Origin of the sequence: Amycolatopsis sp. NPDC052450 (assembly GCF_044547565.1) — a bacterium.
GTDB lineage: Bacteria > Actinomycetota > Actinomycetes > Mycobacteriales > Pseudonocardiaceae > Amycolatopsis.
Map to the genome: position 1 here is coordinate 28,400 of NZ_JBIUAQ010000036.1, position 20,293 is coordinate 48,692.

General features: G+C 68.3%; 16 protein-coding genes. 7 read left to right on the forward strand and 9 right to left on the reverse strand.

The window, feature by feature from the left end:
• Positions 1 to 132: 132 nt before the first annotated feature.
• The 4 genes from ACIHAO_RS36825 to ACIHAO_RS36840 form a co-directional block, all read right to left on the reverse strand.
• Positions 133 to 1,341 (reverse strand): acyl-CoA dehydrogenase family protein, encoded by a 1,209-nt coding sequence (locus ACIHAO_RS36825; protein ID WP_396565902.1) that lies wholly within the window; start codon positions 1,339 to 1,341, stop codon positions 133 to 135.
• Between the two features lie 18 nt (positions 1,342 to 1,359).
• Positions 1,360 to 2,655 carry an acyl-CoA dehydrogenase family protein gene (locus tag ACIHAO_RS36830; RefSeq protein ID WP_396565991.1) on the reverse strand — a complete coding sequence of 432 codons (1,296 nt, stop codon included), beginning with the start codon at positions 2,653 to 2,655 and terminating at the stop codon, positions 1,360 to 1,362.
• 110 nt (positions 2,656 to 2,765) lie between these two features.
• Positions 2,766 to 3,989 (reverse strand): low temperature requirement protein A, encoded by a 1,224-nt coding sequence (locus ACIHAO_RS36835; protein WP_396565905.1) that lies wholly within the window; start codon positions 3,987 to 3,989, stop codon positions 2,766 to 2,768.
• Between the two features lie 52 nt (positions 3,990 to 4,041).
• On the reverse strand, positions 4,042 to 5,226 hold the full coding sequence (locus ACIHAO_RS36840) for a TetR/AcrR family transcriptional regulator (RefSeq protein ID WP_396565907.1): 1,185 nt from the start codon (positions 5,224 to 5,226) through the stop codon (positions 4,042 to 4,044).
• Between the two features lie 145 nt (positions 5,227 to 5,371).
• On the opposite strand from ACIHAO_RS36840, the gene ACIHAO_RS36845 reads away from it, so the two are divergent.
• Both ACIHAO_RS36845 and ACIHAO_RS36850 read left to right on the forward strand, forming a co-directional pair.
• Positions 5,372 to 6,583 carry an acetyl-CoA C-acetyltransferase gene (locus tag ACIHAO_RS36845; protein WP_125673897.1) on the forward strand — a complete coding sequence of 404 codons (1,212 nt, stop codon included), beginning with the start codon at positions 5,372 to 5,374 and terminating at the stop codon, positions 6,581 to 6,583.
• A gap of 10 nt (positions 6,584 to 6,593) precedes the next feature.
• The gene (locus tag ACIHAO_RS36850) at positions 6,594 to 8,765 is read left to right on the forward strand and encodes a 3-hydroxyacyl-CoA dehydrogenase NAD-binding domain-containing protein (RefSeq protein WP_396565909.1); all 2,172 of its coding nucleotides are present in this window, start codon (positions 6,594 to 6,596) and stop codon (positions 8,763 to 8,765) included.
• 67 nt (positions 8,766 to 8,832) lie between these two features.
• On the opposite strand, the gene ACIHAO_RS36855 is transcribed toward ACIHAO_RS36850, so the two are convergent.
• The 3 genes from ACIHAO_RS36855 to ACIHAO_RS36865 all read right to left on the reverse strand — a co-directional run bounded on the left by ACIHAO_RS36855 (position 8,833) and on the right by ACIHAO_RS36865 (position 12,789).
• Positions 8,833 to 10,935 (reverse strand): MMPL family transporter, encoded by a 2,103-nt coding sequence (locus tag ACIHAO_RS36855; protein ID WP_396565911.1) that lies wholly within the window; start codon positions 10,933 to 10,935, stop codon positions 8,833 to 8,835.
• A gap of 109 nt (positions 10,936 to 11,044) precedes the next feature.
• Positions 11,045 to 11,713, reverse strand: coding sequence for a response regulator (locus ACIHAO_RS36860; protein ID WP_396565913.1), 669 nt, complete (start codon positions 11,711 to 11,713; stop codon positions 11,045 to 11,047).
• Positions 11,710 to 12,789, reverse strand: a complete 1,080-nt coding sequence (locus ACIHAO_RS36865) for a sensor histidine kinase (RefSeq protein ID WP_396565915.1) — start codon at positions 12,787 to 12,789, stop codon at positions 11,710 to 11,712. The genes ACIHAO_RS36860 and ACIHAO_RS36865 overlap by 4 nt, the downstream gene beginning before the upstream one ends.
• A gap of 84 nt (positions 12,790 to 12,873) precedes the next feature.
• Here ACIHAO_RS36865 and ACIHAO_RS36870 point away from each other — a divergent pair, with 84 nt between their 5' ends.
• The 5 genes from ACIHAO_RS36870 to ACIHAO_RS36890 all read left to right on the forward strand — a co-directional run bounded on the left by ACIHAO_RS36870 (position 12,874) and on the right by ACIHAO_RS36890 (position 17,119).
• Positions 12,874 to 13,431, forward strand: a complete 558-nt coding sequence (locus ACIHAO_RS36870) for a helix-turn-helix domain-containing protein (RefSeq protein WP_396565917.1) — start codon at positions 12,874 to 12,876, stop codon at positions 13,429 to 13,431.
• A complete protein-coding gene (locus ACIHAO_RS36875; RefSeq protein ID WP_396565919.1) occupies positions 13,418 to 14,311 on the forward strand; it encodes an SRPBCC domain-containing protein in 894 nt (297 codons plus the stop codon). Before ACIHAO_RS36870 ends, ACIHAO_RS36875 begins: the two co-directional genes overlap by 14 nt.
• Positions 14,312 to 14,320: 9 nt before the next feature.
• Positions 14,321 to 15,073, forward strand: coding sequence for an SDR family NAD(P)-dependent oxidoreductase (locus ACIHAO_RS36880; RefSeq protein WP_396565921.1), 753 nt, complete (start codon positions 14,321 to 14,323; stop codon positions 15,071 to 15,073).
• A 69-nt stretch (positions 15,074 to 15,142) separates the two neighbouring features.
• Entirely contained in the window at positions 15,143 to 15,634 is a 492-nt protein-coding gene (locus ACIHAO_RS36885) for a DUF3761 domain-containing protein (protein WP_396565923.1), read from the forward strand.
• A gap of 57 nt (positions 15,635 to 15,691) precedes the next feature.
• Complete coding sequence (locus tag ACIHAO_RS36890) at positions 15,692 to 17,119, forward strand: MFS transporter (RefSeq protein ID WP_396565925.1); 1,428 nt, start codon at positions 15,692 to 15,694, stop codon at positions 17,117 to 17,119.
• Between the two features lie 46 nt (positions 17,120 to 17,165).
• Here the strand turns inward: ACIHAO_RS36890 and ACIHAO_RS36895 are convergent, their stop codons facing one another.
• Both ACIHAO_RS36895 and ACIHAO_RS36900 read right to left on the reverse strand, forming a co-directional pair.
• Positions 17,166 to 18,719 (reverse strand): acetolactate synthase large subunit, encoded by a 1,554-nt coding sequence (locus ACIHAO_RS36895; RefSeq protein ID WP_396565927.1) that lies wholly within the window; start codon positions 18,717 to 18,719, stop codon positions 17,166 to 17,168.
• Positions 18,720 to 18,731: 12 nt separating this feature from the next.
• Positions 18,732 to 20,114: an FAD-binding oxidoreductase gene (locus ACIHAO_RS36900; RefSeq protein ID WP_396565929.1), complete on the reverse strand. Its 1,383-nt coding sequence runs from the start codon at positions 20,112 to 20,114 to the stop codon at positions 18,732 to 18,734.
• Positions 20,115 to 20,293: the final 179 nt, after the last annotated feature.

Genomic DNA, 20,293 nt, shown 5'->3' on the forward strand with positions numbered 1-20,293 from the left:
GGCGCCCCGGGGGGGGGGCCGGGGCTCGGGGGGTGTGTGGGGCTGTGGGGGTGGGGGGGTGTTTTTTTTGTTTTTTTGTTAAACCAAAAAAACACACCCCCCCACCCCGCGCGACCCGGTCCAGGACGGAGGCTATTTGAGCTCGGAGCTCGTCTTGCCCAGGATCCGGCGCGCCACGATCAGCTGCTGGATCTGTTGCGTGCCTTCGAAAATGTCGAGGATCTTCGCGTCCCGGCTCCACTTCTCCAGCAGCGATTCCTCGGTGTAACCCACCGTTCCGGCGAGCTCGACGCATTTCAGCGTGATCTCGACGACCGACCGGCCCGCCTTCGCCTTGGCCATGGAGGCCTGCAGCGAGTTCGGCTTGCGGTTGTCGGCCATCCACGCCGACTCCATCGTCAGCAGGTACGCCGATTCGTAGTCCGCCTCCAGCTGAAGGAACGCCGCGGCCGCGGCGTGCTGGCTGTGGACGGGCTTGTCGTAATCGATGACCACGCCCGCGTCGGTGAGGATCTTCCGGGTCTCCTCCAGCGCCGCGCGGGCGACGCCGATGGCCATGGCCGCGACGAGCGGGCGGGTGTTGTCGAAGGTCTGCATGACCCCGGCGAAACCCTTGGCGGTGTCGATCTCCGGCGTGCCGAGGAGATTCTCCTTGGGCACGCGGACGTTCTCGAAACGCAGCACGGCGGTGTCGGAAGCGCGGATGCCGAGTTTGTGCTCGACGCGCACCACCTCGAAGCCCGGCGTGCCCTTTTCGACGACGAACGACTTGATCGCCGCGCGGCCCTTCGTCTTGTCCAGAGTGGCCCAGACGACGACGGCGTCGGCGCGTTCGCCGGCGGTCACGAAGATCTTCTCGCCGTTGATCACGTACTCGTCGCCGTCGAGCCGCGCGGTCGCGGTGATCGCGGCGGAGTCCGAGCCGCAGTCCGGTTCGGTGATCGCCATCGCGGCCCACAGCCCGGAGAACTTCTTGAGCTGTTCGTCGGTGGCGACCGAGCCGATGGCGGCGTTGCCGAGCCCCTGACGCGGCATCGACAGCAGCAGACCGACGTCACCCCAGCACATCTCGATCGTGCCGAGCACGATGTTGAGGTTGGAACCGTTGCGGTTGCCCGGTTTCTCGTTCTTCTCGGACCGGCGGACGCCCGCCGCGCCCGCGCCGCCCTCGCCGGAGGAGTTCAGCCCGTCCAGCAGCGCGGCGAACATGTCGAGTTCGGTGGGATAGGTGTGCTCGGCGCGGTCGTACTTGCGCGAGATCGGCCGGAACACCTCGGCCGCGGCCTGGTACGCCTGGTTGATCAGGGTGCCGGCCTTCTTCGGAACCTCAAGGTTGATCATGATTGCCTTTCAAGAGTCCTAGAGAAGGACGGCGCCTTCCATCACGCCGATCGCACGGAGATCGCGGTACCAGCGTTCGACCGGGTGTTCCTTGACGAAGCCGTGCCCGCCGAGCAGCTGCACCCCGGCGCTGCCGATCTGCATTCCCTTGTCGACGGCCAGCTTCCGGGCCAGCGCGACCTCGCGGGCGTACGGCTTGCCCTGTTCGGCGCGGGATGCGGCGCGGAGCGTGACCAGCCGCAGTCCTTCCAGCTCGATGGCGATGTCGGCCACCGAGAACGCGACGGCCTGCCGGTGGCTCACCGGTTCCCCGAACGCCTTGCGCTCGTTGACGTAGGGCACCACGTAGTCGAGGACGGCCTTCGCGGTACCGGCGGCCAGCGCGGCCCAGCCGAGCCGCGAGAGCCGGACGACCTCGGTGAAGACCTCGGCCTTGCCGCCGCCGAGCAGTGCTCCGGCGGGCAACGCGACCTTCTCCAGGTGCAGCTTCCCGGTCGCCGCGCCCCGCAGGCCCATCGCCGGTTCGGACTCGATGGTGACGCCCGGGTTGGACGACTCCACGAGGAACAGCGCGGGACCCCGGCCTTCGAGGTCGGCCGAGACGATGAACAGTTCGGCGTCCGCCGCCCTCGGCACCAGCGACTTCACGCCGTCGAGCTGGTAGCCCTTCGGCGTGCGGCGGGCCTTGGTGGCCGGTTTGAACGGGTCGAACAGCGCGGTGCGCTCCTGCAGCGCGAGCGCCGCGGCCGGGACGTTCTCGCCGACGAACGCGGGCACGTAGTCCGCCTGCTGCTGCTCGTCGCCGTAGGACACCAGCGCGGTGCTGACCGCGGACGGCGCGAGCACCGCGACCGCGAGGCCGAGGTCGCCGTGCGCGAGGGCCTCGGCGACCAGCGCGTTCGTGACGACCGACCGTTCGGTGCCGACGCCGCCCAGCTCCTCGGGGATGCCGACGAGCGTGATGCCGAGTTCGGCGGCACGGCTCAACAGGCCCTCGGGCGCCTGAAGCTTCGCGTCGGCGTCGGCCGCGGCGGGCCGCAGCTGCTCGGCCGCGAACTCCGTCACGGTTTCGGTGATGAGCTGCTGGTCCTCACTCGGGGTGAGGTCGAACAGCCCGGTGTCCTCGGCGGGCGCGAGCCGCGCCGGCTTGCCGAGCTTCGTGGCGGATTTGAAGGTCCGTCCCGCCGCGCCCGCGACCCGGAAGCCGTTGCGCGTCCCGGCACTGACCAGGTTCTGCACGGGCTTCCGAAGTCCGGCCCGTTCAATGACCTTGCTCCCGGCCAGCCGGGTGAGCGCGGACAGGCCAAGGCCCATCGCGTCTCGTTTCCTAGGCGCACCCACGGTGAGTCTCCCTGCCTCGCTTACCTACTCGTGAGTAGGTTAACTCCCTTCGGGCGGATGCGCTACCACGGGGGAGGCGAACGTCACGCTCGTGAGTGATTCGGGTCGCGGTCACCGTCCAAAACACTCACGACTTTGCGTCGCTCGAAGGACACGAGCCCTAACGCCGCCAGCGCCACGATGCCGACCAGCGCCACCGCCGGCACCAGTTCCAGCAACGGAGTCGCCGCCAGCAGGACCACCGCCAGCACCAGCCGCCGCATGTTCCAGGCGCCCAGGTTCCGGCGCCGCAGCCCGCTCAACGCGATCAGGTAGAGCGCGAGCCCGCCGGTGAGCGCCCAGATCGGCGTTCCGTGCAGGCCGTCGGAGAGGCTGTGGTGTTCGGTGTCGGCCACGTACAGCAGTGACTTCTTCAGCCCCAGCGCCACGAGCACGATCCCGGCGATGAGCGGGAGGTGCAGGAACGTGTACGTATCCGTCCCGATCCGCACCCGCTCCACACCCTCGGCGCGCTTCAGGTTGCGTTCGGAGACGTGGGCGACGACAGCGAAGTACATCCACCACATCGCCGAAGCCAGCGTGAGCCCGAAGACCGCGGCCAGCGTGATCGGCCAGGACATCGGATACGAGCTGATCCCGATGCCGATCGCCACGATCGACTCGCCGAGCGCGATGATCACGATCAGCCCGAACCGCTCGGCGAAATGGCCGGGCTGATGCAGCCGCCAGTCCGACGAGCGGGTCCGGAAGACGTTGACGTAGTCGGCCAGCATCGCGACCGCCCAGATCCCGAGCTGCACCCAGCCGGAGAAGAACGCCGCGACGGTCAGCAGCGCGACGCTCGGCAGCAGGCCGACGAACATCTTCAGGACGGTCTTGCGCAGCTCCGCGTCGTTCCGCCCGGCGCCGAGGAAGGCGATCAGGTGCAGCAGCCGCACGACGAAGTAGCAGCCGACGAACATCAGCGGCGCGTACAGGCCGCCTGGCAGGTCGGTGAACGCCTCCGGAATGGTCAGCGAAACCAGGAACATCGTCCCCATCGCGGCGAACATCGCCAGCTGGGCGATGCCCCGGTCGACGTGCAGGGTGTTGGCCAGCCAGGCGTAGGCGCACCAGCACCACCACAGCACGGCGATCATCGCCACCCCTTGCCCGATGCCGAGCGGGGTGAGGTGATCGGCCATCAGCTGCGTGGTCTGGGTGATGGCGTAGACGAAGACCAGATCGAAGAAGAGTTCCAGCGTGGTGACCTTGTGGTCTTCTTCCCGGGTCACCAGGTACAGGCCGCGTTTCTTGGGCACGCGCACATCGTGCCCGTCACTCCTTTGCGGCACACGCGAGTTTGCCCAAAGCTCGCTTTCAGACGCCGAGAACGGCGTGCATCAGCGTGGTCAGCTCGGCTTCGATGTTCGGGCGGCCGTTGACGCGGCGGGTGCGCGCGAGGTCGTTCGCGATGGTCAGCGCCGCGTGCACGGTGATCTTCACTTCGCGCAGGCTCAGTTCCGGGCGGACTTCCGACACCAGCGCGATCCAGCGCGCGACGTAGTCCCGCTGGACGCGTATCAGGTCCGCCTTGTCGCGTTCCGGCAGCTCCATGGGGCTGCCGGAGAACGACACCAGCAGCTCGGGCGTGTGCAGGAGGGTGTGCACATAGGACGCCGCGAGCCTGCGCAGCGCGTCGCGTTCGTCGTCGGTCCGCAACGCGCGTTCCGCGGCGAGCGCCAGCCGGTCGGCCGCGCGATGCCCGATCGCCACCATCAGCGCGGCCTTGCTGGGGAAATGCCGGTACACGCTGGGGCCGGCGATCCCGGCCGCCGCGCCGATCTCCTCCATGCTGACCGCACGGAAGCCGCGCTGCCCGAACAGCCCGGTCGCGGCCGCGAGGATCTGCTCGCGGCGGGACGGCTCGCCGAGCGCCATCGACGGCGTCTCTTCCGGCCGGTTCTCGGGCTCGGGCAGTGTGACATGCAGCACCGACTCCGCCAGCTGCACCAGGATCTGCGCGAAGCGTTTCTTCGCCACGGACGTGTGATGTACGGAGACGCTGCCGAACACGCTCAGCCCCGCCCAGCACAGCAGCTCGGCGTCGTCGGCGGTCAGTTCGGGACGCAGCGCGAGCAGCGCCTTCGACCACGCTTCGAGCACCGCGCCCGAGCGGCGGCGGATCTCCCGCCGTTCCTCCCGGGGCAGATGCCTGCCCTCCCAGCGCCACAGCGCGGCGACTTCGCGACGCTCCACGGCTTGCGCGGCGAGGGTGCCCAACAGGGCGTTGACCTGCGCGGGAACGGGAAGGTCGACGTCGGCGAGCGTCTCGGTGGTGGCCGTCTCCATGTCGTCGATGCCGGACAGCACGACGTAGGACAGCACCGCCTGCTTGTCCGCGAAATGCCGGTACAGCGCGGGCCCGGTGATGCCGGCCGCGGCGGCGATGTCGTTGATGCCGACGCCGTGGAACCCGCGGGCGCGAAACAGCTCCGCGGCGAGGCCTGCCAGCTGGGCCTTGCGGTCGCGCGGTCGGGCTGAACGCTCGGTCGGGTGATCCATAGGTGAACTCACCATAGCGTCGGTTGCGTGCATCGCAACCCATTGACACCATGGGGTTATCGCGGTTTATGTTAATCGGCATTAGCATGGCTACTGGCCGGTACGTTTCATCCTGATACAGCGCCGTACGCGGAGGAGTTTTTCTGTGAGTAGCGAGGCCTACATCTACGAGGCGATCCGTACGCCTCGCGGCAAGAACAAGGGTGGTGCCCTCCACGGCACCAAGCCGGTCGATCTCGTGGTCGGCCTCATCGAAGAACTGAAGGTCCGGCACCCGAACCTCGACCCCGCGGTGATCGACGACATCGTCCTCGGCGTCGTGTCCCCGGTCGGCGAACAGGGCGCCGTGATCGCGCGCACCGCGGCCCTGAACGCGGGCCTTCCCGAGACGGTCGCCGGCGTCCAGCTGAACCGCTTCTGCGCCTCCGGCCTCGAAGCCACCAACACCGCCGCGCAGAAGGTGCGCTCCGGCTGGGACCAGCTGATCATCGCCGGCGGTGTCGAGTCGATGTCGCGCGTGCCGATGGGCTCCGACGGCGGCGCGCTGTTCATGGACCCGGCCACCGCGTACGACAACTACATCGTCCCGCAGGGCACCGGCGCCGACCTGATCGCGACCATTGAGGGCTTCTCCCGCGAGGACGTCGACGCGTGGGCCGTCCGCTCGCAGGAAAGGGCCGAAGCGGCCTGGTCCGGCGGTTACTTCGCGAAGTCCGTCGTCCCGGTGAAGGACATCAACGGCGTCACGATCCTCGACCACGACGAGCACCGTCGCCCCGGCAGCACCGTCGAGGGCCTCGGCAAGCTCAAGCCCGCCTTCGCCGGCATCGGCGAGCTGGGCGGCTTCGACGCCGTCGCGCTCCAGAAGTACCACTCGGTCGAGAAGATCAACCACGTCCACACCGGTGGCAACTCTTCCGGCATCGTCGACGGCGCCGCGGTGGTGCTGGTCGGCAACGAGCAGATCGGCAAGGACTTCGGCCTGACCCCGCGCGCCCGCATCGTGGCCACCGCGACCGTCGGCTCCGAGCCCACGATCATGCTCACCGGCCCGACCCCGGCCACCGAGAAGGTCCTCAAGATCGCCGGCCTCACCCCGGACGACATCGACCTGTGGGAGCTGAACGAGGCCTTCGCCTCGGTCGTCCTCAAGTGGATCAAGGACCTGCACCTCGACGAGGAGAAGGTCAACGTCAACGGCGGCGCCATCGCGATGGGGCACCCGCTGGGCGCCACCGGCGCGATGCTGGTCGGCACCGTCGTCGACGAGCTGGAGCGTCGTCAGGCGCGCCGCGCCCTGGTCACCCTGTGCATCGGCGGCGGCATGGGCGTCGCGACCATCATCGAGCGGGTCTGAGGAAGAGACAATGACTGAAGCGAAGACCATCCGCTGGGAGCAGGACGCCGACGGCATCGTCGTGCTGACCCTTGACGACCCGAAGCAGTCCGCCAACACGATGAACGCCGACTTCCGCGAGTCGCTCGGCGTCGTCGTGGACCGCCTGGAGGCGGAGAAGGACAGCATCACCGGTGTCGTCCTCACCTCGGCCAAGAAGACCTTCTTCGCCGGTGGCGACCTCAACGACCTGATCCAGGCCAAGCCGGAGAACGCGGCCGAGATCACCGAGAGCAGCGGCCTGATGAAGGGCCAGATGCGACGGCTGGAGCAGCTGGGCAAGCCGGTCGTGGCCGCCATCAACGGCGCCGCGCTCGGCGGCGGTCTCGAACTCGCCCTCGCGACGCACCACCGCATCGCGGCCGACGTCAAGGGAAGCCAGATCGGTCTCCCCGAGGTCACCCTCGGCCTGCTCCCCGGCGGCGGCGGCGTGGTCCGCACCGTGCGCCTGCTCGGCATCCAGAGCGCGCTGCTGAACGTGCTGCTGCAGGGCCAGCGGCACCGTCCGGCCAAGGCGAAGGAACTCGGCCTCGTGCACGAGCTCGTCGGCACGGTCGACGAACTGGTCCCGGCCGCGAAGGCGTGGATCAAGGCGAACCCCGAAGGCGGCGTGCAGCCGTGGGACGTCAAGGGCTACAAGATCCCGGGCGGCACCCCGTCGAACCCGAGCTTCGCGGCGAACCTGCCCGCGTTCCCGGCGAACCTGCGCAAGCAGATCAAGGGCGCGAACATGCCGGCCCCGCGGGCGATCCTGGCCGCGGCCATCGAGGGTTCGCAGGTCGACTTCGACACCGCGATCACCGTCGAGACCCGCTACTTCGTCAGCCTCGCGACCGGCCAGGTCTCGAAGAACATGACGAAGGCGTTCTTCTTCGACCTGCAGAGCATCAACTCCGGCGGCTCGCGTCCGGACGGTTTCGAGAAGTACACCGCCAAGAAGGTCGGCGTCGTCGGCGCGGGCATGATGGGCGCCGCGATCGCGTATGTCTCGGCGAAGGCCGGCATCGACGTCGTGCTCAAGGACGTCACCCTCGAAGGCGCCGAAAAGGGCAAGGGCTACGCGGTCAAGCTGGAGGAGAAGGCTCTTTCCCGCGGCAAGACCACGCAGGAGAAGTCCGACGCGCTGCTCGCCAAGATCAAGCCGACCGACAAGGCGGAGGACTTCGCCGGCGTCGACTTCGTGATCGAGGCCGTCTTCGAGAGCGTCGAGCTGAAGCACAAGGTCTTCCAGGAGATCGAGGGCTTCGTCAACCCGGACGCCGTACTCGGCTCCAACACCTCGACCCTGCCGATCACCGCGCTCGCCGAGGGTGTCCAGCGGACCGAGGACTTCATCGGGATCCACTTCTTCTCGCCGGTGGACAAGATGCCGCTGGTCGAGATCATCTGCGGTGAGAAGACTTCGCCCGCCACGCTGGCGAAGGTCTTCGACTACACGCTGCAGATCAAGAAGACCCCGATCGTCGTCAACGACAGCCGCGGCTTCTTCACCTCGCGCGTCATCGGCACGTTCCTCAACGAGGCCGTCGCCGCGCTGGGCGAGGGTGTCGAGCCGGCGTCGATCGAGCAGGCCGGCGCGCAGGCCGGGTACCCGGCCCCGCCGCTGCAGCTGATGGACGAGCTGACCCTGACGCTGCCGCGCAAGATCCGCAAGGAGACCCGCGAAGCGATCGAGGCCGCCGGCGGCACCTGGAACGCGCACGCGTCCGAAGGTGTCATCGACCGGATGGTGGAGGAATTCGACCGCAAGGGCCGTTCCACCGGTTCGGGTTTCTACGACTACGACGAAGCCGGCAAGCGGACCGGTCTCTGGCCGGGCCTGCGCGACGCGTTCAAGTCGGGCAGCGCCGAGGTTCCGTTCGAGGACCTCAAGGAGCGCATGCTGTTCGCCGAGGCGCTCGAGACCGTGAAGTGCTTCGACGAGGGCGTGCTCACCACCGTCGCCGACGCCAACATCGGCTCGATCTTCGGCATCGGCTTCCCGGCGTGGACCGGTGGTGTCATCCAGTACATCAACCAGTACGAGGGTGGCCTGCAGGGCTTCGTCGACCGCGCCCGTGCGCTGGCGGAGCGCTACGGCGACCACTTCACCCCGCCGGAGTCGCTGGTCGCGAAGGCCGCGAAGGGCGAGATCTACGAATAAGTGCGTGACATGAAAGGCCCCTTCATTGCGAATTTCGCAATGAAGGGGCCTTTCATGTCGTCCGGGTTCAGCGAGCCGACGGTTCCAGCGCCACGTGCGGCAACCGCCGGTCCAGCCATCGCGGCAGCCACCAAGCGCGTTTCCCGAGCAGCCGCATCACCGCGGGCACCACGAGACAGCGGATCACGAACGCGTCCACCAGCACGGCCACCGCCAGCCCGAGACCGAACTGCGCCAGCATCCGGTCGGGGTTGAGCAGGAACGCCCCGAACACCAGGATCATGATCACCGCCGCCGCCGTGATCACCCCGCCGGTGGAGGCGAGCCCCTGACGGACGGCGTGGCGAGCGTCGCCGGTGCGCCGCCATTCCTCGTGCATCCGGGACACCAGGAACACTTCGTAGTCCATGGAAAGCCCGAACACGATCGCGAAGATCAGCACCGGCACGAACGCCTCGATCGGTCCCGGCTGCGCCCCGAACAGGCCATCGCCGAACACCGCCGTCATCACGCCGAGCGCGGCACCGATGCTCAGCAGATTCAGCAGGGCCGCCTTGAGCGGGATGAGGATCGAGCGGAACACGACCATCAGCAGCAGCGCCGACAAACCGACGACCACCAGCACGAACAGGGGTAACCGGTCGCCGACGGCGTCCGCGAAGTCCACCGCCGCCGCGACACTCCCGCCGACCAGGTACTTGCCCGGCAGTCCCGGCAACACCTCCGTCCGCAACCGTTCCACCAGGTCGGCGGTCGCCTCGTCCTGCGGCGAAGACGTCGGGAAGGCGAGGACCGTCGTGACGCCCTGGCCCGTGGGCGGCGTCACCTCGGCGATTCCCGGCGTGGCTTCGAGTTTCCGTTGCAGCGCGACGCCATCACCGTTTTCGGTGACCACGACCAGCGGCTCACTGAACCCGGGGCCGAAGCCCTCCGACATCAGGTCGTAAGCCTGCCTGGTGGTCGACGTCTCCGGCTCCGTCCCGGCGTCGGCGAAACCGAGGCGCATCCCGAGCGCGGGCAAGGAAAGCCCGACGAGAACGAGCAGGCCGATCGCGAGCGGCACCATCGGCCGTCGTTGCACCGCGTCCCCGAGCCGGCCCCAGGCTTTGCCGTGTTCCCGTTTCGCGGCGTGCTTGCGAATGCCCTTTTCCAGACGGCGGCCGAAAAGGGAGAGCAGCGCGGGCAGCAGGGTGATCGACGCGAGCATCGTCACGAGCACGGTCAGCGCCACCGCGAGGGCGACTCCGCGCAGCGAACCGAGACCCAGCGCGAGCAGGCCGAGCAGCGCGATGATCACCGTGCCGCCGGCGAACAGCACCGATCGGCCCGCGGTGTCGAGCGCCCGTCGCGCCGCCTGTTCCCGGTCGAGACCGTCCAGGATTTCGCTGCGGTACCGGGAAAAGATGAGCAGCGCGTAATCCACGCCCACGCCGAACCCGACCAGCATCATCAGCGGCGCCGTGTAGCTCGCGATGTCGACGAACCTGCTGACGAGCACGATCACGCCGAGTGTGCTGCCGACGGCGAAAACCGCCGCGATCACCGGGAGCCCGGCGGCGAGGATCGAGCGGAACAGGAAGACGAGGACCACCAGCGCGGCCAGCAACCCGACGCCCTCCGACGGACCGCCGCTTTCACTGGTCCGTTTGATCGGCTCGCCGCCGAGTTCGACCTGGAGCCCGGCCGCCTCCGCCTTCTTCGCGGTGTCGACGACGCGCACGATGTCGTCGTACGGCAGATCATTCGATTCGAGGTCGAAAGCGATCGCCGCGTAACCGATCGTGCCCTCGCGGGAGACGGCCGACGGAGTGTCGAAGGGACTCGTCGCCGACTTCACATGCGGCTGGCCACGGACCTCGGCGAGCATCCCGTCGATCGGTCCGCGTGCGGTCGCGAGTCCGTTCTCGCTCTTGAAGACGATTTCCGCCGTCGCACCGGTCTGCGCGGGAGCCTGTGCCTTGAACAGATCCATGATCTGCTGGGATTCGGTGCCCGGCAAGGAATGGTCGTCGTGGTAGGCGCTGCCCGCCAGCTGTGAGCCCAGCGTGACACCGATGAGGGTGAGCAACCAGAGCGAAACGGCCAGCCAGCGGTGGCGCTGAGACCAGCCCGCCAGCTTCGAGAGCGCGCCCCCAGGCGGCTGCCGCCGGGAAAGAGTGATGGTGTCCATGGCGGAAAGCATCGGCTTTCCCGGCCCGGATGGCGTCGGGCTCCGGCGGGCACTCGGGCCGCAACTTCTGGGTACCCCTAAGGCTCCTCCCGTACTACCGGGGTTGTGGTCACGGGGTCAACCAGCGAGGGGTGACCATGCCCGATTCGTAGGCGAGCACGACGAGTTGCGCGCGATCACGGACGTCCACCTTGGTCATGATCCGGCTGACGTGCGTCTTCGCCGTCGCCGGGCTGAGCACGAGTTCCTTCGCGATCTCGTCGTTGGACAGGCCGGCCGCGACCAGGCTCATCACTTCGCGTTCCCTCTCGGTGAGCCGGTTCAGGGTGGGCGAGGGGCCGGGCCTGGCGACCCGGCCGGCGAATTCGGAGATCAGGCGGCGGGTGATCGACGGCGCGAGCAGCGCGTCGCCCCCGGCGACCACGCGGACACCGCGGATCAGTTCCTCCGGTTCGGTGTCCTTGACCAGGAACCCGCTGGCACCGGCGCGCAGTGCGCCGTAGACGTCTTCGTCGAGGTCGAAGGTGGTGAGGATGACGACCCTGGTCCCGGTCAGCATCGGATCTTCGAGCAGATGCCGGGTCGCGGCCAGCCCGTCCATCACCGGCATCCGGATGTCCATCAGGACGACGTCGGGTTTGTGTTCGCGCGCCGCTTCGAGGGACTCACGCCCGTCGGCCGCTTCGGCGACCACGGTGATGTCGGGTTCACCGTCCAAAATGGATTTGAATCCGGCGCGGACCAGCCGCTGGTCGTCGACGAGCAGGACCCGGATCATTTCCCCACCCGCAACGGAAGCCGGGCACGCACCCGGAACCCGCCGCCGTCTTCGCGCGCGGCCGCGGTGAGCTCACCGCCGAGTGCCTCGGCCCGTTCGGTCATCCCGCGGATCCCGTTGCCGGGTTTCGCCGCGCCTCCCCGGCCGTCGTCGTCGATCTGCACGGACACATCATGGGGCGTGTAGCCGATCCGCACCACGACGGTGTTCGCGGCGGCGTGGCGCGCGACGTTGGTCAGCGCCTCCTGGACGACGCGGAAGGCGGCGTGTTCGACGTCGGGCGGCAGCTCCGTCGCCGTGCCGTCGATCTCGGTCCGGACGGTCAGCCCGTGCGCGCCCGCGGCCTCCGCCAATTCGGCGACCCTGGCCAGGCTCGGTGTATCCGCCTGCCGCAGCATGCCCAGGGTGGCGCGGAGTTCGCGCAACGCCTCCTTGCTGGTCTGTTTGATCGTGGCCAGCGCCTCCTCGGATTTAGCCGGATCCTTGCCGTGCAGTGCCGCACCCGCCTGGACGTTGATGAGCGCGAGATTGTGGCCGAGGACGTCGTGCAGTTCGCGGGCGATCCGGAGCCGCTCGTCGGCTGCCCTTCGCCGTGCCTCGGCTTCCTTGGTGCGCTCGGCTTCGCGGCGGTAGTACGTCACCGCTCCGACCGCGACCAGCGCGATGAACCAGCCCGCCATCAGCAGGAACGCGAAGTCGTCCACCTGTCGTGCGGCGCCCGCCTGTGCCTCGCCGATCGCGACGCCGCCCATCGAGGCCGCCGCGACGACCGCCGCGCTGCGGATCCGTCCCGTCGACGCGTTGTTGTACAGCGCGAAGGCGAAGGCGAGCAGTACGAACCCGTCGGGATCGGTGCTCGGGTAGTAGATCGCGCAGCAGACCGCGGTGAAGATCGCGACGGGGAGCGGATACCGGCGGCGCAGGAACAACGCGGCACAGGCGAGCACCGCGCAGACCCAGCCGGCGACGGCGTTGCGCGGCGGCTCGTCGCTGCCGCCGAGTGACACCACGGCGGAACTCGCGAGCACCGCCAGGGTGACCGCGAGTTCCGCCGCGTACCGCCGCAGGATCGCCACACGACGAGAGTAGCGCGATCCGGCGCGTTTGACAAAAATGATTTTTACGTTCAAACTCGTTTTTGTGATCAAGGATGTGCGGCCGTGAAGGATGTGGAGTACCTCGAGCGGCTCGAGCAGGCGGAGGCGTTGCTGAAGCCGCAGCGGGTGGACGTCCTGCGGCAGCTGGCGGAGCCGCGGTCCTGCACCGAGGTGGCGGCGGTGCTGGACCAGACCCCGCAGCGCGTCTACTACCACGTGAAACGACTGGTGGAAGCCGGTCTGGTGAAGCAGGTGTCGGAGCGGAAGGTGCGCGCCGTCAGTGAAGGCGTGTACCAGGCGAGCGCGCGTTCGTACTGGCTGTCGCCCGGGCTGGTCGGCCGGATCGGCCCGCGGGCGGTGCGGGACGAGCTGAGTCTCGGCTACCTGGTGGACCTCATGGAGGAGGTCCAGTCGGACGTCGCCGCGCTCGACAGGACGGTGCGGGAACTGCCGTCGATCGGCGTCTCCGGCGAGATCCGGGTGGAGCCGGAGCGCCGCCAGGAGTTCCTCGACGAACTGAAGACGACTTTGCAGGAGCTGTTCACCCGCTACGGCGGAGCGGAAGGTGACGCCTTCAAGCTCGCCGTGGCCTGTTACCCGAAGGGAAATGTCCGTGACTGAGCCGACGAGGTTCCAGGTGCGTGTGCGCGCGCCGATCGACGAGGTCTGGCACGCGCTGGTCGACCCTGGGGCGCTGCGCACCTGGCTTTCCGAGTACGCGGAAGTCGATTTGCCGTCCAGATACGAATTCTGGGGTCGCTACACGCCGGAAGGCGATCGTCCGCGTCAGCGGCTCCTGCTGGCCGACGGCAAGGTCCTGCGGTTCGCCTGGATCCTCGGTGAAACGGAGACGGTCGTCGAGATCGCGCTGACCGAAGACGGGGGCGAGACCTCCCTGTCGTTCAGTCAGACCGGTTTGCCGGACTATGCCGCGATGCTGGCCGACCCCGGATCGTCGCTCGGCATGATGTACACGTTCTGGGCGTTGTCCGTCGCGAACCTCGTCGACCACGTCGAAGGGCGGCCGCTCACCGCCCGCTGTGACCTCACGTCCCCGCTGATGAACGAAGAAGTGCGGATCGACGCGCCGCGAGGCGAGGTCTATTCCTCGATCGCCGACCCCGCCGTGTTCACGCGCTGGTTCGGTGCCCACATCGAGGCGGAGACCCACGTCGGCGGCCGATGGGCGATGGGTTCGCTGGAGAACGACCCGGAGCCGGCGAAGATCGTCGATCTGGTGCCCGATTCCAAGATGTCGCTCGCGTACGAGGACGGCATCGTCGCCTCCTGGGAACTCGAAGAATCCGGCGGCGGCACGAAGCTGACCTTCGTCCAAAGTGGATTCTCCGAGGGGAAACCGCCGTACGGCATGTGGATGGGCTGGCTCAGCGGTTTGGCGGAACTGCGCAGGTTCCACGAGGTCGACCCGTGGCTCCCGATTTGGGTCGACGTCCACCTGGAGGGAACACCCGAAGGACTCATCGCACTGGACGGTAAGTAGGAGGATCCGATGTTGCTCGAAGGCAGGAACGCGATCGTCTACGGGGCGGCCGGCGGAATCGGGAGCGCGGTGGCCCGCGGCTTCGCCAGGGAGGGCGCGACCGTCCATCTCACCGGCCGCACACTGAAGAAACTCGACGCACTGGCCGACGAAATCCGCGCGGTGGGTGGGAAAGCTGAGACGGCGGAGTTCGACGCACTCGATGAAACGGCCATCGACGAGCACGCCGCATCGGTGGCTTCGTCGGCGGGCAGTGTCGACATCTCGATGAATGTGATCACACACAACGACGTCCAGGGCACTCCACTGGTCGAGATGTCGTTGGCGGACCTCGAAAGCCCGGTCCGGACGGCGGTACGGACGAACTTCCTGACCGCGCGGGCGGCCGCCCGGCACATGATCGGGCAGGGGTCCGGGGTGATCCTGATGTTCGGCGGCGACGGTGATCCGTTGCCGGGGTACCACCTCGGCGGGCTGCAGATCGCGTTCAGCGCGATGGAGGCGTTGCGGCGAGGGCTGGCGTGCGAACTCGGACCGAGCGGCATCCGTGTCGTCACCCTGCGCACCGGCGGGATCCCGGAGACCATACCGGCGGGCGCCGGACTCGACGACGCCATCCGCGACATGGAAGAAGCCACGATGCTCAGGCGGACGGCATCACTCGAAGACGTCGCCCGGGTGGCGGCCTTCGCCGCGTCGGATCACGCGCGCAGCATGACGGCGACGGCGCTGAACATCAGTTGCGGCGCCATGGTCGACTGACGTTCTCTCTGTAACAACGGCGAACGATCTCCCGACTACGCGGCACTACCAAGTGCCGGGGAGGCCGTTATGCCGAAGAACGCGACGAAGCTGGGCATGGCGCTGGCGATCGGGCTTCTGGTCGCCGGGGGCTGCGGTGTGGAGACCGTGCCCACCGGGCGGGTCACGCCGCAGAGCGGCCCGGTTTCGACAGCTTTCACATCGTCCACAACGCCGACGCCGAGCAGTAGCTGGGCACCGCCTACGAGTACGGCCACACCGACTCCGACACCTCAGCAGTTCGTGCCACCGACCACGGCCTCGGTCGACGTGCCGAAGCAGGTCGAGCCTGCACCGACGAAAACCCGTCCGAAAACGACACCGACGGCAAAAGCGCCGAATCTGGCGGAATGCGGAAGCGACTACTACCGCAACACCGACGGTGTCTGTGTCCACCGGCCGGCGACCGGACCGGGCGCGGCCGACGGCGCGACGGCCCTCTGCAAGGACGGTTCCTATAGCTACAGCCAGAATCGCCGCGGTACCTGTTCCGGGCACGGCGGGGTCCGCACCTGGTTGTGATCCCGTCGGTCAACCGTTCACTGAGAAGGGTGGTGCTGTGTAAGGTCGGATCATGGGATGCGCATGGTGAAACCGGTCGGACGGGCACCTTCGCCCCGGGTCTTCGTCGTCGTGCTCGCCACCTGCGGTCTGGTGGCTTCGTTCATGCAGACGCTCGTCGTTCCGCTCATCCCGGCGTTTCCCCGGCTGCTCGACACGACCCCGTCCGACGCGTCGTGGGTGGTGACGGCGACCCTGATCGCCGGAGCCGTGGTGATGCCGGTGAGCGGCAGGCTCGGCGACCTCTACGGCAAGCGCAAGTTGCTGCTGATCAGCCTGGGTTTCCTGGTCGCCGGTTCGGTGGTGTCCGCGCTGACCAGCTCCCTCGCGTTGATGGTCGTCGGCCGCGGGCTGCAGGGCTGCGCGATGGGCGCGATCCCGCTGGGGATCAGCATCATGCGCGACGAACTCGCGCCGGAACGGGTCGGCGCCGCGATCTCGGTGATGAGCTCGACGCTCGGGGTCGGCGGCGCCATCGGTCTCCCGGTTTCGGCGCTGGTCGCGCAGAACGCCGACTGGCACGTCCTCTTCTGGGCGTCGGCCGGGCTCGGGCTCGTCTGCGGCCTGCTGATCCTGTTCGTGGTGCCGGAGTCGCCGGTGAAGACGCCGGCGCCGTTCGACTACCTCGGAGCCCTGGGGCTGACGGTCGGGCTGGTCTGCCTGCTGCTGCCGATCGTCAAGGGCGGTGAATGGGGCTGGGGCAGCGGTCGCACCCTCGGCTTCGCCGGGACGGCGGTGGCGATCCTGCTGGTCTGGGGTGCCTACCAGTTGCGGCGCCGCGATCCGCTCGTGGACCTGCGGGTCTCCGCGCGGCGGCCGGTGCTGTTCACCAACCTCGCGTCGATCATGATCGGGTTCGCGCTGTACTCGATGGCGTTGTCGTTCCCGCAGCTGCTGCAGGCACCCGCGTCGACCGGCTACGGGCTCGGCTTGACGATGGTGCAGGCCGGACTCTGCCTGGCGCCGAACGGGCTGGTCATGTTCATGCTGTCGCCGGTTTCGGCCCGGCTCATCGAGCGCTACGGCCCGCGTACGACGCTGATGGTCGGTGCCACCACGATCGCGGCCGGATACGTCTTCGCGACCGTGTTGATGGACAACGCTTTCGAGCTGATCACGGCGTCGATCATCATCGGTGGCGGCGTCGGCATCGCGTACGCGGCCATGCCCGCGCTGATCATGGGTTCGGTCCCCGTCACCGAAACCGCGTCCGCGAACGGGCTGAACTCGCTGATGCGGTCCGTCGGCACGTCGACGTCCAGCGCGGTGATGGCGACCATGCTCGCGTCGCTGGCGATCACCGTCGGCGGGATTTCCGTTCCGTCCGCGACGGGTTTCCGGCTGAGCTTCGTGGTCGCCGCCGGGGCGGCGCTCCTGGGGCTCGTCTTGACCGCTTTCGTCCCGAAGCAACGCCGGCCAGAACCTCTGGTCGCCTCGGTCCGCTAGCTCCCTCCGTGCGACGCGGAGACACGTCGCACGGAGAGAGCCGCGCTCAGAACAGCGTCGGGACGATCGCGTCGATCAGATGCGGTCCCGGCTCGGCGAGCGCGCGCTGGAACTGCTCGGCCAGCTCTTCCGCGGTCGTCGCGCGTGTCGCCGGGACGCCCATGCCTTCGGCGATCTTGACGAAGTCCATGTCGGGCCGGGAAAGGTCGAGCAGTTCGTTCGCCTTGGGCCCGTTGGCGTCCGCGCCGACCCGCTGCAACTCCAGCCGGAGGATCGCGTACGCGCGGTTGTTCAGCAGGACCGTGGTGACGTTGAGGTTCTCCCGAGCCTGCGTCCACAACGCCGAAATCGTGTACAGCGCGCTGCCGTCGGACTGCAGGTTGATCACCGGCCGGTCCGGCGCGGCGACGGCCGCCCCGGTCGCCACCGGCATGCCGTAGCCGATCGCGCCGCCGGTCAGGGTCAGTACGTCGTGCCGCGGTGCGCCCGCGGTCGCGGCAGGCAGCAGCAGACCGGAGGTGTTCGCCTCGTCCGCGATGATCGCGCGCTCCGGCAGCAGCGCGCCGATCACGTCGACCCAGTTCTGCGGGGTCAACGGCCCGGACGGCAGCGCGGGCCGGGCGGCCTCCTGAAGCACGGGCTCCGTCTCGGCGGCGACCAGGGCCGCGACGTCGTTCAGGGCACGCGGCACGTCCTGCCCGACCTCGGCCAGCACATGGACCTGCGCGCCTTCGGGAACCAGATCGCTCGCCTTGCCGGGGTAGGCGAAGAACGACACGGGCGCCTTCGTCCCGGCGACGATCACGTGCTTGATCCCGTCGAGCTGGTACGCGACCTGCTCGGCGAGGTAGCCCAGCCGCTCGATCGTCGGCAGGCCTTCACCGCGTTCGAGCCGGGCGGGGAAAGTCTCGACGAACGCCTTCACCCCGGTCGCGGCGGCGATCCGGCTGGTCGCGAGCAAGCCGGCCTCACGGCAGCCGCTGCCGCCGACGAGCAGCGCGACCGGTTCACCACCGGCCAGCACTTCGGCGATGTTCTTCACCGTCGTCGCGTCGACGGCCTGCGGGATCCGCGGCGGGATGGGCGCGCAGGTCTCGCCGCCCTCACCCCAGGACGCGTCGGCGGGGAGGATCAGCGTCGCGATCTGCCCGGGGGCGTCCTGGGACGCCGCGACCGCCGCGGCGGCGTCGGCACCGACGTCCTTCGTGTGCTCGGAACGGCGGACCCAGCCTTCGAGCGAACCGGCGACGCCTTCGATATCCGATTCGAGCGGGGCGTCGTACTGCTTGTGGTAGGTCGCGTGATCGCCGATCACGTTGACGATCGGGGTGTGCGCGCGGCGCGCGTTGTGCAGGTTCGCCAGCCCGTTGCCGAGGCCGGGGCCGAGGTGCAGCAGCGTGGCCGCCGGCTTGTCGGCGATCCGCGCGTACCCGTCCGCGGCACCGGTGACGACGCCTTCGAACAGGCCGAGCACGCCGCGCATCTCGGGCACGGTGTCGAGCGCGGCCACGAAGTGCATCTCCGAGGTGCCCGGATTCGAGAAGCACACGTCGACGCCGCTGTCGACGAGCGTGCGGATCAGGGACTGGGCACCGTTCATCTCACTCACTTTTCAAGCCCTCTCAGCGAAAAGAACGCCGGGGTTGAGGATCCCGGCCGGGTCGAAGCTCTCCTTGATCCGGCGCATCAGCGCGATCTTCGCCGGGTCCTCCAGTTCGAGGAAGTACCCCGACTTGGCCCTCCCGAGGCCGTGCTCGCCGGAGATCGCGCCGCCGAGTTCCATCCCGAGCGCGAAAATGTCGGTCAGCAGCTGCTTCCGCTTGCCCGGGTCCTTGCAGAAGATCGCGAGGTGGACGTTGCCGTCGCCGGCGTGCCCGCAACCGAGCGCGCCCGCCTCGCGCGACAGCGCCATTTCCCTGGCCTTGCGCAGGAACTCGGGCATGGCGGACCGCGGGACCACCACGTCGATGACGTCGTCAGCGCCGGCCGCCTTGGCCGTCCAGAACGCCTTCTCACGCGCCTCGATGAGCTTGCGCGCCGAAGCGCCTTCGAGCACGTACACGTCCATCGCGCCGACATCACCCAGCAGTCCGCCGAGTTCCTCGATGTCGGCGTGCAGCCGGTCGTTGTCGCGGTTTTCCAGCGCCACCACCAGATACGCCTGCGCCTTGTCACGGATGGCGTCCGGGACACCGAGGCTGAGCTTCTCGTTGTAGCTGATCGCCGCGAGCGTGAGGTTGTCGATGTACTCGAGGATGTGCGGCGCGAGCCCGCTGGCGATGATCTTCGGGACGACGGTCATCACCTCGTCGAAGGTCTCGAACGGGGCGAACACCGTGGCGCCGTGCGGCAGGCGCGGGTACAGCTTCACGATGACCTCGGTCGCGATCGCGAGGGTGCCTTCGGAGCCGATGATCAGCTGCGTCAGGTCGTACCCCGTCGACACCTTCGAGGTCTTGCCGCCGGTCCGGATGATCTCGCCGGTGGGCAGCACGGCCTGCAGGCCCACGACGTTGTGCCGTGTGACGCCGTACTTGACCGCGCGCATGCCGCCCGCGTTCGTCCCGACGTTGCCGCCGACGCTCGCGCTCAGTTCCCCGGGATAGACGGTGTAGCCGAGTCCGGCTTCCGTGGTCTTTTCGTCCAATTCGGACAAGGTGACGCCCGGCTGGACGACGGCGACGTGGTTTTCGGTGTCGATCTCCAGTACCGCGTTCATGCGCTCGAAGGAGATCACCAGGCTGTCTTCGCGTGGCCGCGCCCCACCCGAAAGTCCGGTGCCCGACCCTCGCGCGGTGACGGGCACGCCGTGTTCGCTCGCCGCCTTGAGCAGTTCCGCGACCTCTTCGGCGCTTCCCGGTTTCGCCAGGTAGGCGGGTATCTGAGCGGAGGTGGTCAAAGCCTCGTCGTGTGCGTAGTCCTCGGGGATCGCCTCGCCTGACAGCAAGTTCGCGTCCCCGACGATTTCGGCGAACCGTGCCGCAACATCGCCCATCGACTGCCCTTCCTCACGCTTCTTTGCCTGGTTACCGAAGCGTAGTACGTCGTGGGCGGCGATGGCCATGAATAATTTTCATGTTTGCTTTCCGGTGGTCACAACCTCACGACAACCTCACTCGGCTACCCATGTCGCAGTGGGCCGCGGCGGCCCGCCGGAAGGGGTGGACGCTCGAT